Annotated in this window: 11 protein-coding genes; 1 reads left to right on the forward strand and 10 read right to left on the reverse strand. The window is 63.0% G+C overall.

The genetic code is table 11. The features are described from left to right. Positions 1–105 precede the first annotated feature (105 nt). The 7 genes from ACH438_RS39880 to ACH438_RS39910 form a co-directional block, all read right to left on the reverse strand. Complete coding sequence (locus ACH438_RS39880; protein WP_397015229.1) at positions 106–1,668, reverse strand: SCO6880 family protein; 1,563 nt, start codon at positions 1,666–1,668, stop codon at positions 106–108. 8 nt (positions 1,669–1,676) lie between these two features. Further along, a complete protein-coding gene (locus ACH438_RS39885; protein ID WP_397015231.1) occupies positions 1,677–3,743 on the reverse strand; it encodes a hypothetical protein in 2,067 nt (688 codons plus the stop codon). Between the two features lie 88 nt (positions 3,744–3,831). Next, complete coding sequence (locus ACH438_RS39890; protein ID WP_397015233.1) at positions 3,832–4,254, reverse strand: hypothetical protein; 423 nt, start codon at positions 4,252–4,254, stop codon at positions 3,832–3,834. 346 nt (positions 4,255–4,600) lie between these two features. Continuing rightward, complete coding sequence (locus tag ACH438_RS39895; protein ID WP_397015235.1) at positions 4,601–5,020, reverse strand: hypothetical protein; 420 nt, start codon at positions 5,018–5,020, stop codon at positions 4,601–4,603. Positions 5,021–5,032: 12 nt separating this feature from the next. After that, positions 5,033–6,379, reverse strand: coding sequence for a MinD/ParA family protein (locus tag ACH438_RS39900; protein WP_397015237.1), 1,347 nt, complete (start codon positions 6,377–6,379; stop codon positions 5,033–5,035). A 147-nt stretch (positions 6,380–6,526) separates the two neighbouring features. Further along, positions 6,527–7,738, reverse strand: a complete 1,212-nt coding sequence (locus tag ACH438_RS39905; protein WP_397015239.1) for a peptidoglycan DD-metalloendopeptidase family protein — start codon at positions 7,736–7,738, stop codon at positions 6,527–6,529. Beyond that, on the reverse strand, positions 7,738–9,633 hold the full coding sequence (locus ACH438_RS39910; RefSeq protein ID WP_397015241.1) for a cutinase family protein: 1,896 nt from the start codon (positions 9,631–9,633) through the stop codon (positions 7,738–7,740). The genes ACH438_RS39905 and ACH438_RS39910 overlap by 1 nt, the downstream gene beginning before the upstream one ends. Positions 9,634–10,812: 1,179 nt before the next feature. Between ACH438_RS39910 and ACH438_RS39915 the strand changes: the two genes are divergently transcribed. Next, positions 10,813–11,181 (forward strand): hypothetical protein, encoded by a 369-nt coding sequence (locus ACH438_RS39915; protein ID WP_397015243.1) that lies wholly within the window; start codon positions 10,813–10,815, stop codon positions 11,179–11,181. A 51-nt stretch (positions 11,182–11,232) separates the two neighbouring features. Here the strand turns inward: ACH438_RS39915 and ACH438_RS39920 are convergent, their stop codons facing one another. The 3 genes from ACH438_RS39920 to ACH438_RS39930 are packed head-to-tail and all read right to left on the reverse strand — an operon-like array spanning position 11,233 to position 14,511. After that, positions 11,233–12,804, reverse strand: coding sequence for a class I adenylate-forming enzyme family protein (locus ACH438_RS39920; RefSeq protein WP_397015245.1), 1,572 nt, complete (start codon positions 12,802–12,804; stop codon positions 11,233–11,235). Positions 12,805–12,826: 22 nt separating this feature from the next. After that, positions 12,827–13,990, reverse strand: a complete 1,164-nt coding sequence (locus ACH438_RS39925; RefSeq protein ID WP_397015247.1) for an MAB_1171c family putative transporter — start codon at positions 13,988–13,990, stop codon at positions 12,827–12,829. Next, positions 13,987–14,511 (reverse strand): hypothetical protein, encoded by a 525-nt coding sequence (locus tag ACH438_RS39930; protein WP_397015249.1) that lies wholly within the window; start codon positions 14,509–14,511, stop codon positions 13,987–13,989. Before ACH438_RS39930 ends, ACH438_RS39925 begins: the two co-directional genes overlap by 4 nt. Between the last annotated feature and the right edge of the window lie 16 nt (positions 14,512–14,527).

Here is a 14,527-nt window from a genome sequence, read left to right on the forward strand (position 1 = left end):
GTTGCGGAACAGTGTTTTCCGTGCGATCCGGCGCAGCGGTGAAGTCGTTGTCGCTTGGAGCCTTGTGAGCGGTGGTTCTGGTGCGTCGCAGCATACGGACACCTCCTATCGGGTATGCGGGGTCGCAGCGAGTCCGCGCGCAAGCGGCAAGGTGCTAAACATCGCAACGTCGTGATCGCCTACGCACCAGTCGATTTCGGTGATCGCGGATTCGTTGGCAGCCTCGGTGACACGTAGGCATGCGCGGTCGAGGTCGTCGGTGTCGCGGCCAGTGACCGCGATGGACGCGGTGTAGATGGCGCCGTGGTGTCCGGAGCCGGGCATGAGGTCTTGGCGGCGGCGTTCGGAGGCGTCGGCGAGGACTTCGGTGGAGCCGTCGTCGAGTTTCCCCTTCTCCTGCTCTTTGGCTTTGCGTGCTTGGTCGGCGGTGGCGTCGCCTTTGGTGGCAGCGCGGGCGCGATGGGCGGGCACGAAGTCCAGTCGCACGCTGAGGGTTCGGATGGTGGGCATCGGGGCGACGTCGTCATCTCCCGGGTCGGCTTCGACTCCGGTGAGCAGCGGCGCCAGCCATAGGGGCCCCAACGCGATCGGCTCGATCGCGCGCGGGCGGATGTGTCCCACCCGGGTACGCCATTGCTTGTCCGGGCCGATTGCGACGCAATCACGTCCGCCGATGTAACTGGGCCAGCAGTTGCTCCAGCTGGCGTCGCGATGCCGGTCGATCTTGTAGCTCGGATCGAGCAATGCTCGGATGACCGCGCATGCCCGCCGTTCGCCGAGAACATCGACCCGGCCCATGCCCGCCATCGCTAATAGCCTTGTGGCCCGCTCGGTTTCGTCGCGGACTACTTGGGCGATGCCGCCGCTGATCGGCGCATTCTTGTTGCGCGCGAGCCGGGCGGTCTCGGCCATGAACGCCTCGGTCTGTGGGAATCGCAAGACCAGAAGCGAACGGTGTTCTTCTGCGAGTGGGGTGAGGGTGTCGATAAGAGTGCCGTAGGACTCCACCGCCGGCATTAGCCTGGCGTCGCGCAGTCGTGCCACACGAGCGTGTGCCCAGCGGCTGTGTCGTGTCATGTCGTGGGGCACACTGCGGTGAAGCAGTTGCAGGCCGCGTACATGAGAGCTGGTGCGCGCCATCTGTGCCAGGAACGTCCCGAACGCGGTTGACATGGCGGCGTAGGCGGCGTCACCGCGGAGTCCGTCGGCGATCCCGTCGACGGCGACGGCCACCGAATAGTACGGGCGCTCACCAGGATTGGCGGTACGCAGAATGAACATGTCGTCGAGGCCGGTCCCGGTCACCACAAGCGGAGCGGTATTGCCCAGTGGGGGTGGGAATTCCCAGCCTGGGTCCTGGGCCGGGTCACCGCAGGCAGGGTCGCCAGGGTTGCGGTAGACGTGTTCGCCGCGCCGGCGTCGGCTCCAGGTGCGCAGACCGTGGGCCCGACGCGACGCCCAGGACGGTTTGTCGCGCCATTCCATCGTGGCGGCGAATACGACGATCAACCATCCGAGCGCGGTCGCGATGGCCCAGGTCTGTCCGCCGCCGAGGACGTAGACGGCCAGCGCGGCACCGATGCTGAGCGCCCAGACGATGAGCACCGGTCGCGACAGTCCCAGCCAGCTGCGGCGGGCGATTTCCCCGCCGAGGATGGCTGTGCGCATGGCCGTGCTCATTCGCCGCTGCCCAGTTCGGCCTCGCCGGGAGCGGCTTCGGTGGTGCTGCGGGCCTTGTTCAGCGCACCGGATGCCGCTTGGGCCGCAATCGGTGAGGCGACCATCGCTGCTCTACCCAGACCACGCGCGACCGCACCGACTCCGCCAGCCGATTTCCGCACTGCCGTTCTGCCACTGCGTGATTTCGCCCCGGCGTTTGCGCTCAGTGTCCCGGAGAACCGCACTGCGGTCGGTGATCCGGCCGAGCTACCGGACCCATCTGCGCCGGAGCGTGTTCCTCCGGAACCGTCGCGGCCCGCGTTCGGGGACTCGCCACCACGACCGCCTCCGCTCGAACTGGCCGAGCCGTTACGTCCGGGGCTACGTCGGCCACTCCACCACATCGCAGTGCCAGCGCCGCCGACCGCGCCGGCCATCAGCGAACTCGCCTGCCCGAAACCTGCCGCGTCCGAACGCGAGGGCAACAGCGGTGCGTATCGCAGCACTGTCCACGGCGCCAAGCCGACGACGAGAAAGGCCACCACGACCAGGCACAGCTGGCCAAGAGTTCCGAGCTTGGCCTGTGCCGGATCACCCTCGGTCAGTGCTGAGTTCAGTAATCCCGTCATCGTGGCCAACAACAGGAACAACAGGGGTTTCGAGAACACGATGGCGATGAACAGCAGAACCGGGCGCAGAGCTTTCTTGCGCCAGTGTGGGTGCACCCACATGCCGAATCCGATTCCGCTGGCAACCGCGAGCATCGGCAGGGCAACTTGATGCATGAGCAGGCCGAAGAACACTGCCAACGCTCCGGCGATCAACAGCAGGAACAGGAACAACCCCACAAGGACACCGCCCGCCAGGTTGCTCGCACTGAGTTTGCCGGTGAACAGCTGCAAGTTGGTGATCATCTGACCCATGTCGGGTCCCGCAGCGCGGGTCACCGCGTCGGAGGCGTCGTTGGCCAGACTCACCAACAGGGTGGCGAACATCGGGGCGAACATCATCAGCAGGACCCCGGCGGGCATATACCCGAACAGATCGCCGCTGATGGTTTTGATCGTTTCGCCTTTCGCCGCCGCACGCCACAGTGCAAGCAGCGTCATCGCGCCCATGACGATGATGCCGATTCCAGTACTCAGCGCATACCAATGCAGGAACCACTCCGCGCTCGGATCGAACCGGCCGACGCTTGACAGGCCGTCGAGCACGCGTGAACTCAGTTCGACGGCACTGGCTTTCGACGAATTGGCCCAGTCATCGATCACACTTTCTGGGTTGTCGACGAACCGGATCGCTGCCACGTTCTTTTTCCACAGCCATCCGAACCCGGATAAAACTGCGGCCCCATTGGCGAACTGGGCACCGATCAGCGGATCGATAACCTTGTCGATGCGATCGGACAGGCTGGTGTTCTTCTCGAGCCAGTTTGCGGTGCCGCCGAAAAGCTTGCCCACCGAGCGGTTCCAGGCAAGGCATCGGGTCTGATCACCGGTAGCCGGGTCGGAGTTGGCGCAGTCGACGAAGTAGGCGTGTGTGCAGTAAGCGAACCCGACGTGACACGGATCAGTCCAAACCCGATCAGGGACCTTCTGGCCCGCAAGCTGTGCGCGGATCGCGTTCATCGACTGGTCGTCGGGCGTCGTAGACCACTCGAACCCCCAGGCATTCCATGCCGAGCGGCCCGTCCACCGCTTCAGATCATCCGCACACGCGGGCGCTGACATCTGGTATTCAGGGTCTCCAGCGGGAAAGACTTTGGGCAGCATGTCTTTCGGCGGCTCCGCGTGTTGGCTGATAATGGCCTGAACTTCGGCCTGACGACCGGTGACGGGCAGATCCGCACCAAGTAGTTGGGCCTTCGCCTTGTCGTCGGCAGTCCAGTACTGCAGCCGGTCTTCCACCGGCATCACCGCGTTGATGTAGGCGCCGACGTCTCCGCCACGGTCGGCACACGTGCCGGAGAACCATGCCGCCCGGAATTGGTCAGTGTTGGTGATGAATTGACGCAGGTCGGTGGGGAATCCGTCGGGGAGCGACTCCGAGGCTGGCTGTGTCGTGTTCGGCTGGGCGGAGGCCATACCTGCGCAGGAGGTCAGGACAGCGAGTATCGCTGTTACCGTGAGTATTCCGGCGATTATTCGTCGTGTGCGCATGCCCAGATCACCTCTAGTTCACGTAGAAGCTGAAGTAGCCGGAGTCCAGCGATCCACTCAGGATCGAATCCTTGCCGGGAGCGACGGTCTGATCCGGTGTCGGACCAGCCTGTGAGGTCAGGTCTTTGGCCTTCCAGTCATCGCCTTCCCAGACCAGCGAGACGGTATGTGTGGCCCAGGCAGTGATCACTGACGCCGGGTCGTGCTCGTCGATCGAGGACCGTGATACCGCCACCGTCCACACGGTCACCCGAGCCGCCAACGGCGTCTGCTCGGCTACCGACACCGCGCCAGGCACCAGATTCACCACGTCTCGATTCGGGTCCCGGCCAGTGCCGATATCGAGCGAGTGCCGCAATCCCGGTCCTGGATCCCGCGCGATCAATGCATGCTCCACCGCGGTCATCTGGATGCGCCCGACCCCGGCCTGCGTCATCGCCTGAATCACATTGACCGCGGCAGTCGCTGCCCCGCTTCGGTCGCGTGTGTAGCCGACCGGTACCCCGCCGACAGTGGAAGTGGGTCCGTGTGCGGCCAAAATCTGTGGCGCCCGATCATGTTCCCCCGGTGGGAACGAATCGCAGGAGTGCAATGCCAGCAGGCCGACCGCGATCAGCATCGCCGTAGTCAAGGCGCCGACGAACCATGCACGCTTTCGTGCGCCCGATGGCCGACCACCTCGATTCTCAGCCGATCCCGTTGAAGGCGCGGAATCGGGCGATAAGCTAGCGAAATGTGTTCTGTCTGTGGCCATTTCGATCAGCCTCCTCACGGCGTGTGAACTATCCGCCGACGACGAACAAAACGGTGGCTACGAGCGGGGACGCGAGTCCGACCAAGCCCAGAGAGATCAGGGCATCCTGCAGTTCCTCGCTACCTTCGGCTAAATCGTTGGTGTAACCGCGAGCCTTGGCACGTTTGACCTTGAACGCTCCGACGATCACCCGCACCGCGGCGCCGATCACGACCAGCGCCCACAAGAACGCCACGATCCGTTTCCACGACGCATCAAGAGCTCCGTCGAATAGCCCGAAGTTCGGGCGGATCCCGCCCAGCGGGTTGGTGATTCCTTCCGATGCCGACGCCGAAGGTGCCGCGGCGACGACCACACAAGCTGTCACCAACAGCGTGATCGCAGCTCGCGGCACTCGAATCCACTGCAGGGCAAAATACTTCCTCTCCACTACCATCACCTCCTTCATTTGGTTGGACGCTCACCAGCCCGGATTGAGCTCGTCGATCAGGTCACGTGAAACGGGTCTTCCGGTCTTCTGACTGCGGGAGAGTCCGTCATGTAGGGCGTAGGCAAGCAGCCGCTGATGAGTTGCTTCGTCGGCGTCTGCCGCCCATCGGGTATCGGGGACGAACCGGGACTCCATCGGAAGTGCCCGCGCAGCAAGGGTTTCTGCAACCGTGTCCGCGACGGTGGCGGCGACCTCTGTCCAGGCGCGCACCGACGCGCGGTTCATCCGAGCGAGCACGATCCGTTCGCCACTGGCCAGCACCGGGTCGAACGGCACCGCCACTATGCGGGTAATCCCCGCTGCTCCCAAGGTGTCAGTGATGCCGGAGTGCTGCGGGCCGACACCGCACAGAGCGATCACCGCTCGTGCGGCCAGGTCTTCGTGGCCGTCCTCAGCGATGCCGTCGAGCAGCCGCAAGGCGGACACGATCACGTCGCGCCGCCCGATGATGGGTACGACGAGTTGGGTGGCGTTGGCGACTGCCCATCGAAATCCCTCGGCCCGATCGTTGGTGCCGGTGTCGACGACCACCATCTCCCTGTGGCGCCGCAGCACCGCGAGGATCGCGGCACATTCGTCGCGGCCGATGCAGATGCTGCCACCTGGGGTCTGGTCCGAGGCCAAGGTCTCGTCGAGGGTTGGTTGCCGTTGCAGGAATCGCCCGAGTCCGGAGGCGTCGGTGTTGGCCGTGCACAGCTCGTGAGCGTGTCCGAGGACATCCCAGACGGTGTGTTGGCTGGTACAGCAAGCGGTGCGCGCAGCGAGGGTCCCACACGCCTCATGGGCGTCCCAGGCCACCACGCGCCCTCCGCGATGCCGCCCGAACAGCGCAGACAGCATGACTGTGGTCGGCGTCTTGCCGCTGCCGCCCTTGGGATTCGCAACAAGGATCACTGGTGTACCCGGAAGTGGCTGGCGGATCCGTTCCACCGCCTGCCGATACTTGACTTCCTCCCCTCGCCGTCGGGGGCGCACGCGCATGCCGAATGCGTTCGCTCGTCCGCGCCATCCCCACCGCGCGGGGTCGGTATGTACTCCGGCGGCGGGTTTGAGCAGCATCGCCAGCCGCGCCTCCCGCACTGCGGCCACCTCATCCGCGGACGGGTCGCCCGACCGGGTGAGATTCACCTCGCCGACGCCATACGGGTCGTTCTCATCGTTCACCGTCGGCCCGGCATCGTCTTCATCTGATCCCGTTGCGTTGTCCGCGTCGTCGCTGCCGATGCGGAGGCGCTGCCGACGCAGATCCACCGGCGCCTCAGCGGTGTAGTCGTCGCGTTCGGCACCATCGTTGTCCGGTTCGGATTCATTGTTCATCGCCTGCCTCCATTCCCAGTTCGTGTGCCGACGAGCCGATTTCGCGCTCGATCTCGACGCTGCGAAGTAGTCGGCGGACCAGGCGCTCACACGCCATTGGTGATCTCAGGAGCGTCCAGCAGGTGCTGGCCCCGCGTGTCTCGGAGTTCATGACGAACCTGCCATGGTCTGGGCATATTTGGCGGCCAGCGCGGGGATGGCCTTCACGTACTTCAAGGTTTGGGAGTTCTGGCAGACGCCTGCCGCATCGAAGGTTCCCTTGGGGCCGCAGTTGTACATGCTCAGCCACAATTCGGTCAGATCACCGTGCAACGTCCCCTGAGCTAGACCGGCCTTCGCTTGTTGTACGAGGTCGCAGTCGTATCTGGCCTGGCTCATTACCGAATCCGGGATGGATGTGATGTCGGCGTAGCCCTTCCCCTCGACGTCGAGTCCGTATGCAGCCCAGGTCCCGGGCATGAACTGCGCGGGTCCCCGCGCACCGTCAGGTGATACGGCATCGGTTCTGAACCCGGATTCCTGTTCTTCTTGGCCAGCCAACAGCGGGCCGGTCACTTCCGCGCAGGTCGTCGCAGCCTTGCTTATCCAGGGTTCGAATGCCGCGGGGACGGTTCCGGGCCGCAGCGCGGGCCCGCTCACGCCCGATGCCACCGGTCCGCATCCCACGACGAGCCCGGCCGCCTGCGCCACAATGACTTTCGATCGCGACGTCCTGTTTGCGTCAGGTTCCCCCGAAGTGGTCGTCGTGCTCGAGGCTTGCCGAGTGACGTCGTCGGAACCGCTCGCACTGACACCGTGTTGGGCTAGCCAGGGCACGGGGTCGATCTGGTGCCCGCCCTGTAGACGTCCGCCAGGTGTCACTTCGAAGTGCAGATGCGGGCCGCTGGCTTCACCGGCGCTTCCCACTGAACCGATGCGTTGTCCCGCCTTAACCCTCTGTCCGACAGCAGTTTTGACACCATCGACAGTCAGGCCGTCGTCGAACATATGCCCGTAGACGGTCGAGAGCAGGCTTCCGTCGATTTGGGTGTCGATCACAATCCAGTTGCCGAACCCCTGCGCCGGACCGGCCGCGACGACAGTACCGGCGGTTGCTGCCAGAATTGCCGTGCCTGCCGGAGCAGCCAGATCCACGCCCAGATGCATCTCACCGTCACGAGGACCGAATCCAGAGGACACCGTGTAGGTTCCCGCGGGCAACGGCATTACAACCGCTGTGCCCGTCTGCGGGTCGGTCCGTGGCATATCGGGCAAGCAGCCCTGCTGCACCGGTGTTCGGTCTCCGGACCCGAGCAACAGAGCGGCACCCAGGAACGCCAAGGCCGCGATCGGCACGAGAACCACCGTCAGCGCGGCCATCAGACCACTCCGATCGCATGGCGGATGCGGTTGCTGAACCAATCGGTGAGCCACTGGACAGTGGTTCTGCCGTCGGAGTCCACGACATAGTGGTCATAGCTTTCGTGGACCCCCGAGAGCAGGAACGACGCCACATCCGAGCCCTCGGACAGTAGTTTCGAAAGCGCATCGATGCCGTCGCCGCTGTTCGAGTCAGTCTTGGTCGTAAGTGATTTCGACAACCCGGTGAGGTCGGTGTTGTCCGAGCCGCCGGAGTCCTTCGCTTTTCCCGTCAGGGTGTCCAGGGCCAGGGTGGCGAATCCGAGTGCGGTCGGGATGAAGTCGAGCAGCCGGGCACCCACGGCGATCAGATCGCCTCCACTGCTGATGGTTTGGGCCAGTGCCCACACCTTGTCCTGGAGCTGACCGACCTCTTGGGCCAGTTTCGTCACATCCAGATTCGCCAGCACCGCCACTACTGCCGACACGATTTGGGCGGTGCCAGTGGTATCGGGGATCATCGCGATCAGTCGTGACGCAGTGTGTAGATCAACGCCCGCGGCCATCTTCACCAATGGCTTGAACAGGTTGTTCAGTTGGCCGAACAGATCGTGCAGCCCATTCACCTTGCCGGCGGTATCGATTCCGGGATCAGTGAGCACACTGATCATCCGTCCGAGCGCATCGGCCAGAGTGGGTATGTTTGCCGCGAAGGACAGCCCGTTGCTCACGACGTTGACCAGTTGGTTGATCACCACCGACGGCTTGAGTACCGCAAGTACCTGCGCAACTTGCGATGTCGTGTCCGAACTCTTCGAAGACAGCGACTCCGTAAGTGGTGCAATGGCATCCGACACCGCCTGCGCGTCCTTTGCCTGACCGCTCTGGTCACTGTTCTTCCCGTTCTGCGATCCGATGTCGGACAACGCGTTCAACGCGGTGCTGATATCCGAATGGCGCACCCCGTCGAGGACAGAACCGGCGGCCTTGTCCGCTGTTCCATCGGCAGCGTCCGAGAACCGCTTCTGTGCGTCCGGGGTGTTGGAGACCCAAGTACTCAAGTCAGCAAGTGGCTGGAGGGTTTTCACCAGATCAGCGGCGCTCGTGGCCAGCGCACTGGGATCAGAACCGGCGGCGGCTTGTTTGCCCAAGCGGGTGACGGTCGCGGGTAGATCCGCGATCTTGTCGGCAGATAGGTCTGTCGAGAGTGCGTGTCCGAGATCGTCTTGCTGGCCAGTGTTAGTATCGCCGCCGGTTTTCTTCGAGTCGTCGGACTGAGTCAGCGCACGTCCGATGCCTGCGGTGATCGGGTCTTCATTCGAGTCCGTGGCACAGTACTTGTCCTTGGTGGCACAGATTTCCGCCGTTACCGCCGACAACGCGCAGAAGCCACTCGAGCGAGTGCCGGCGATGCCCTGGCCATCCACAGTCGGACCCACCAGTTTGCCGCCGGCAGTGCCCTGCTTCGGATCCGCCACCAGCCCAACGGCGAGTACTCGATCCGCGGCCACCGGATCACCGCTGCATCCGATCGAGGCCGCGACATCCCCCATTGCGTCCGCTCCCTGGCTATATCCGGCCAGCACGAATTTCGTTGCCGGACAGACCCCTGAGATATCGCCTATCACCCGTCGGACGGCCGAAACACCAGTGGCTTTGCTGTCGCTGTAGGCCATGCCGTCGAACGCTTCAGCCGCATAGGCAGGGAACCGGTACTCGAACTGAGCGCCGAACTGCTGCGCCAAAGCCGTTGCTATCGAAGCAAATAGACCGACGGCTTGCGTTTCGTCGGCCCCTGCATGCGTCTCCCACGTTCCAGGAAGGAACACTCCTGCCACCGCGGGGCAGTTCACTTCGGTGGTATCCGACACTGGAGCATCGGCCTTCGCGATCCCCGGAACCATGGTCGCGGCCACCGCCGTTGCGCACGCCGCCATCAGAGCGAGCCCGCCTCCGAAATACCCGGTGCGGCTTCCGCGTGGGGACGGGACTGGCCCAGTCGTAGTACTGCGGGCCATCACTCGTTTCCTCTGAACTGTTTGCGCGCCCTAACCCATTCGTCCACGACCGAGCACTCCAGCACGAGTGGAGCGTTCACGGAATCGCTGCTCTTCCATGCCTTTTTGTATAGAGGGTGCCCTTGGGCCCGAAGATGTCGGATGCGATCTGGAGAATGCCCGGTCCGCTCGCTTATCTGATGAATATTGAGTAGGCGATCGCGATATGGGCGACCGCAGAGCTCACATGACTTCTCTGTCATTGATACACCTCCAGTTTCGAGCGCCGAGCAGCAATATCCCAGCCAGGCCACACACTGATTCATAGGCGCCGCGCGCCCTTCCAGTCGCATGGCGCGGCAATCTCATTCCGCGGGCACGACTTTTGTTGCGCGAATGATTGTGCGTTCGAGCGGTGTCTAGGAATTTGATTCGCGCTACTCGTCGAGTAGCCTTTATTCCTCGTCGAGGGTCCGGCGATGTCGAGCGGCTCGACGGGATCGAAGTTCGCTGTCGATCATCTCGTCGTAGAGGCGCTCGAATTGCTCGCTGAGTGCCCTGTCCCACACAAGGATTGGGCGGCCGTCACCGCGGAGCTGTCGCCTTCGGCAACCGTGCTCAAGGATCTTCATTTCGTCCCTCCCATCCGAGTCGGATGCACGCACGTGCGCAATGGCACGCACTTGGCGTTCATCCGAATCGCAGGAGTTTGCGTCGGCCATGCCTACGCTTCACATGCGCGCGCCGAATCCCGGCGGGAAGTCAGGATTGTAGGTTGACCAACTTGGCATCCGGTCCCGCACGGCGGTTACCGGGTAATCCCCAGAGGGGAGATAACCAATATATCCGACTGGGCATGGCCAGCACAAGAGAATTCTTCGGTAATCGGGCGCTGGCACGAGAATTGGATCGATTCTTATGGCGACTAATGTGATCTGATGTCAGCATTGTCGCAGCGCTCCCGGGTTCATACTGCGTGTCGCGCCTTGCGAGTGTTGCAGACACAGCTCCCGCGCCAGGCAGACATTATCATTGTCGACGGGTTAACCCCGACTTTCTTCACGCCAAAATCCACATCCGGACAGGAGGCGATCCATCATGTACTTGCATATCATCGCGGGCCCACCCTTCCCGAAGGAAGCAGAGGAGTACCTCGACACGCAGTTGACTCTCGACGCCCAAAACGCTGTCCATGAAGACTCAGGCGAATCCGCGGACGCGCGGATGCGTCAGTTCACTGAGCCTCAAGCGAAGTCGGCGCTGCTCGCGCTCTACCAGCAAGCTCGTGACGACTTAGCGCAGGTACGGACGATCTTCGGCGACGACAACCTTCATGCCCCGCAGTGGATCGAAGCCGTTGAGCGCGAGAAGGCGCTGCGGACTGCCTTGTACCTCGTCCTGAACGTGTATCGCCATCAGCCCGGTTTCGACCGAGACTGGACACACCACCTGCCCCAGATACCGTGATAATGATCGGCTTTTGCTGCGATTCGGATAGAGCGCACCTACTGAGCGCGGCTACGACTTGCGGACGCGATCGGCTGTCTCTTTGGCCCCGAGACGTTCGGAAGCCAGTTGACGCAAAGCGTTTCGGTCGGGTTTGTTGCTTCCGGTGGTCGGGATCTTTGCGAGGATCAGGACGAGTTCGGGCGTATAGGCGCCGCCCAGTTCGTTCCTGGCCCACTCGGCGATGTCGTCCTCCGACAGTGTGTTGTTTGGTGCCGCCACGACTGCGGCGCAGACAGACTCGTCGTTGTCAGCATTGCGCAGTCCGAAGACGACGGCCTGTTGGATGCCCGGGTGCTGATGCAGTACGTCTTCGAGCCGGGCCGGATATACGGTGTCGCGAATGCCGATGATGGTGTCTTTACTGCGTCCGACGACGGTGAGATACCCCTCGTTGTCGAGGAATCCGAGGTCTCCGGTGTGGAACCAACCGTCCTGAAGGGCCAGAGCAGTTGGTTCCGGCTGCTTGTAATATCCGCGCATCATCCCTGGGCCTCGTACCCAGATCTCGCCGGTGAGTCCTGTCTCCGCCGGGTCACCGTCAGGGTTTCGTATGGAGACCTGCGTTCCAGGCACCGGCCGACCAACGGTGCTCAACAATTCCGGGCGCTCGTGGTCTTTAGGGCTCAGTATCGAGATCTGCCCAATCTCATACGCGCCGTAGCCTTGGGTGATGATCGGCCCGAATCGCTTAATTGCCTGGGTGATTCGATGTGGCGAGCTCGGTCCTCCACTGATCATGAGCATACGTAGGCTCGATGTGTTGGTCTCATCGAGGGCAGGATGATCCAACAGCTGGTGCAGCATCGCCGGCTGCAGCCAGATGAAGGTGACCGCCTCCCGCTCAATGGCTTTCAGCACTTGATCAGGCTGGAACCAATCTTGCAGCACGACTCGGCCCCCTGCTGCGAGTACGGACTCGGCCAGGGTGCCTGCGAGGTGGCCGACTGCGGTACACATGAGCTGGATGGCGCCGACCCACATTTTGAGCGCGGGCCCGCTGAGATGGAACGGCACGGTGAAGTCCTGCGGTATGCCCTTCGGGGTTCCTGTGCTTCCTCCGGTCAGGCGAATCGACGAAAGGTCCTCTGGACGGGCCTGGATGGGAAGTGGTTCCGGCGATTCTTTGGCAGCCTGGTCTTCGATGTCCGCGACGCCCGGGTACGTGCCGAGAGCCAACGCGATGGTTCCCGGGCGTCCCTGAATGGCGAGCGAGATGCGTTCCGGATTGCGGTCCGGCGCGAATACGACTGCGGTCGCATCGATGGCCTGAAGGATCTCGGTGAGGACAGTTGGGGAAAGATCCTCGTACAGGACCGCGGTGCAGCATCCTAGGATGTTCGCCGCATACCTCAGTGTGAACGTCTCTGGCCGATTGCCGGTGGCCAGTGCGACGACGTCTCCTCGGCTCAGTCCCTGAGCCTGCAGAGCTCTCGCCATTCGATGAGCGCGGTCGAGCAGTTCCCCGAAGGTCCATGCGCCCCGCTGGTGCGTGATCGCGACCCTGTCCGCGTGCTCCGCGAACGCGGCGAGTGTCACACCGATGGAGGTCTCATCGTGCGTCGAGTGGCTTGATGCGGTCATGGCGCAATACACCTTTCACATCTCAATGGCTGACGGCGCGAACCTTGCGCAGGGCCTGCGCGATAGTGACGATTACCCGCACATCGGCGTCGATGTCATCGCTTTCCGGTTGTGCGACAGCTACTGCGCGGGTCGAAACAGCTGTTTGGTCTGCGTGAGTGTCCAGCGCCCGAAGTAGTCGCTGCGCCACTTCTTCTGGGCTGTAACCGATTACGCTCTCATTCGTCTTGTCCGGTGTTTCCAGGTAGGGGCTGATTCGCACCAGTCCGTCCCGAATCTCGATGAGACGACGATAGAAGCGTCGGTGCATGCCCGTCACCGTGATTCGATCGCGCCATGCGCTGTTCGGGATTCGGTCCAATGCGTCTTCGGGGAACTCCTTGTGAAGTGCTGTCCAGAGCGGACCCATGGCGTAGTAGGCACGCAGATGGCGCCACCAGATCCGGAGGGACGCAAGTCTTGTCGCCAGAGCCGGGTAGCTGATCCCGCTGAGGAACAGCACGATCCCGGGCAGCATCAGCCCAACCCCGGTCACTAGGAACGGCGGTGCCACCAGCCCTCCCGCCCAGTACACAAGATCTGCGACGACAAAGATTGCTGCTGCAATAGTTAACACGCCAGCCCCGGCCATCGTGATGAGAAGTGCTCGGCGTAACCGATTCTCCGCCCGCTTGGCGTACCGATGGGTGAGCACGCCAGCGCTCATGAATACGTAGACCAGGTACAAGTTCGCGGTCGTGTAGAACAGTCCGATGCTCGGGATTCCTCTTGGATTCGGTTGGGTCTGTGCCGGTAGCACTGCCGCGGAAGTCCGTAGGTCGACGGGCACCATCGCGGTCGAGACGACGAGTACGCCGATGACGACGGCGAGCACAACCGCCTGACGGCGAACTCGGACCAACGCCGGCTGAGTGTCGAACGCCGAGAACAAGAAGAAGCAAATCAGGCAGTATGCGACCGAAACGGTCAGCACGTGATTCGTCAGCCGACAGAGGATGGGTGTCACGCCTATCAAGCTGTTCCCCTGCGAAGCGGCGATTCCGAACGGAAAGCCCACAACGCCGAGCACTACAGCAGTCGCCACCGCCCGCAACCGCACATCCCACGGCTTACGGACGACCAGGTACACCATCCACATCAGGGCGCCGATGGATGCGGTCCACTCCACGACGAGCAGGCCGATCACAGCCAGCCCAGCCTGTCGGTCAGAGCCGCCCCCATTCGTTCGGCCGCGCCGTCCTTCGATGTTCCCGCCGCGAGACCGTCCAGAACCGATGCCCACTCGAGGATGATCGTGGCGACAGTCTCGGCTTCGCGTTCCTCGGCAGTGTCGTAGCAGGTGCGGCGCAACGCGCGCCTGACCACGTCGGGCGGTAGAGAACTGGTGCGTGACAGCTCCCGCATCAGTGTGTCGTCCTGCTCGTCGCTGTGGTGTCCAGCGACGATGTGCCCGATCTCGTGAACCACGATGTGGTTTTGATGGATCCTGGTTGTTTCCCGTTGATACAGGATGTAATCCGTTGTGCTGGTGGCGATCCACGCTCCGAAGGGTCCCGGCACGGGTATGGGGAAGGGCACCAATTCGATGGGCTTTCCGCGTCGTTCTCCCATGCGACGACACAGGTCGACGATATCGAGCGGCGGCCGGATCTCGAGGTCGTTTAGGACGCGGCGACAGCGCCTGCGCAATTCCCACTCGGCCCTCACACTCCCCTCCTCTCGG

The organism is Nocardia sp. NPDC020380, from assembly GCF_044386975.1.
Classification (GTDB): domain Bacteria; phylum Actinomycetota; class Actinomycetes; order Mycobacteriales; family Mycobacteriaceae; genus Nocardia.

What these genes read in the sequence shown, in the direction of transcription:
- ACH438_RS39880 (WP_397015229.1), bottom strand. Translation starts at nt 1,668, where the DNA reads ATGCGCACAGCCATCCTCGGCGGGGAAATCGCCCGCCGCAGCTGGCTG.
- ACH438_RS39885 (WP_397015231.1), bottom strand. Translation starts at nt 3,743, where the DNA reads ATGGCCTCCGCCCAGCCGAACACGACACAGCCAGCCTCGGAGTCGCTC.
- ACH438_RS39890 (WP_397015233.1), bottom strand. Translation starts at nt 4,254, where the DNA reads ATGACGCAGGCCGGGGTCGGGCGCATCCAGATGACCGCGGTGGAGCAT.
- ACH438_RS39895 (WP_397015235.1), bottom strand. Translation starts at nt 5,020, where the DNA reads ATGAAGGAGGTGATGGTAGTGGAGAGGAAGTATTTTGCCCTGCAGTGG.
- ACH438_RS39900 (WP_397015237.1), bottom strand. Translation starts at nt 6,379, where the DNA reads ATGAACAATGAATCCGAACCGGACAACGATGGTGCCGAACGCGACGAC.
- ACH438_RS39905 (WP_397015239.1), bottom strand. Translation starts at nt 7,738, where the DNA reads ATGGCCGCGCTGACGGTGGTTCTCGTGCCGATCGCGGCCTTGGCGTTC.
- ACH438_RS39915 (WP_397015243.1), top strand. Translation starts at nt 10,813, where the DNA reads ATGTACTTGCATATCATCGCGGGCCCACCCTTCCCGAAGGAAGCAGAG.
- ACH438_RS39920 (WP_397015245.1), bottom strand. Translation starts at nt 12,804, where the DNA reads ATGACCGCATCAAGCCACTCGACGCACGATGAGACCTCCATCGGTGTG.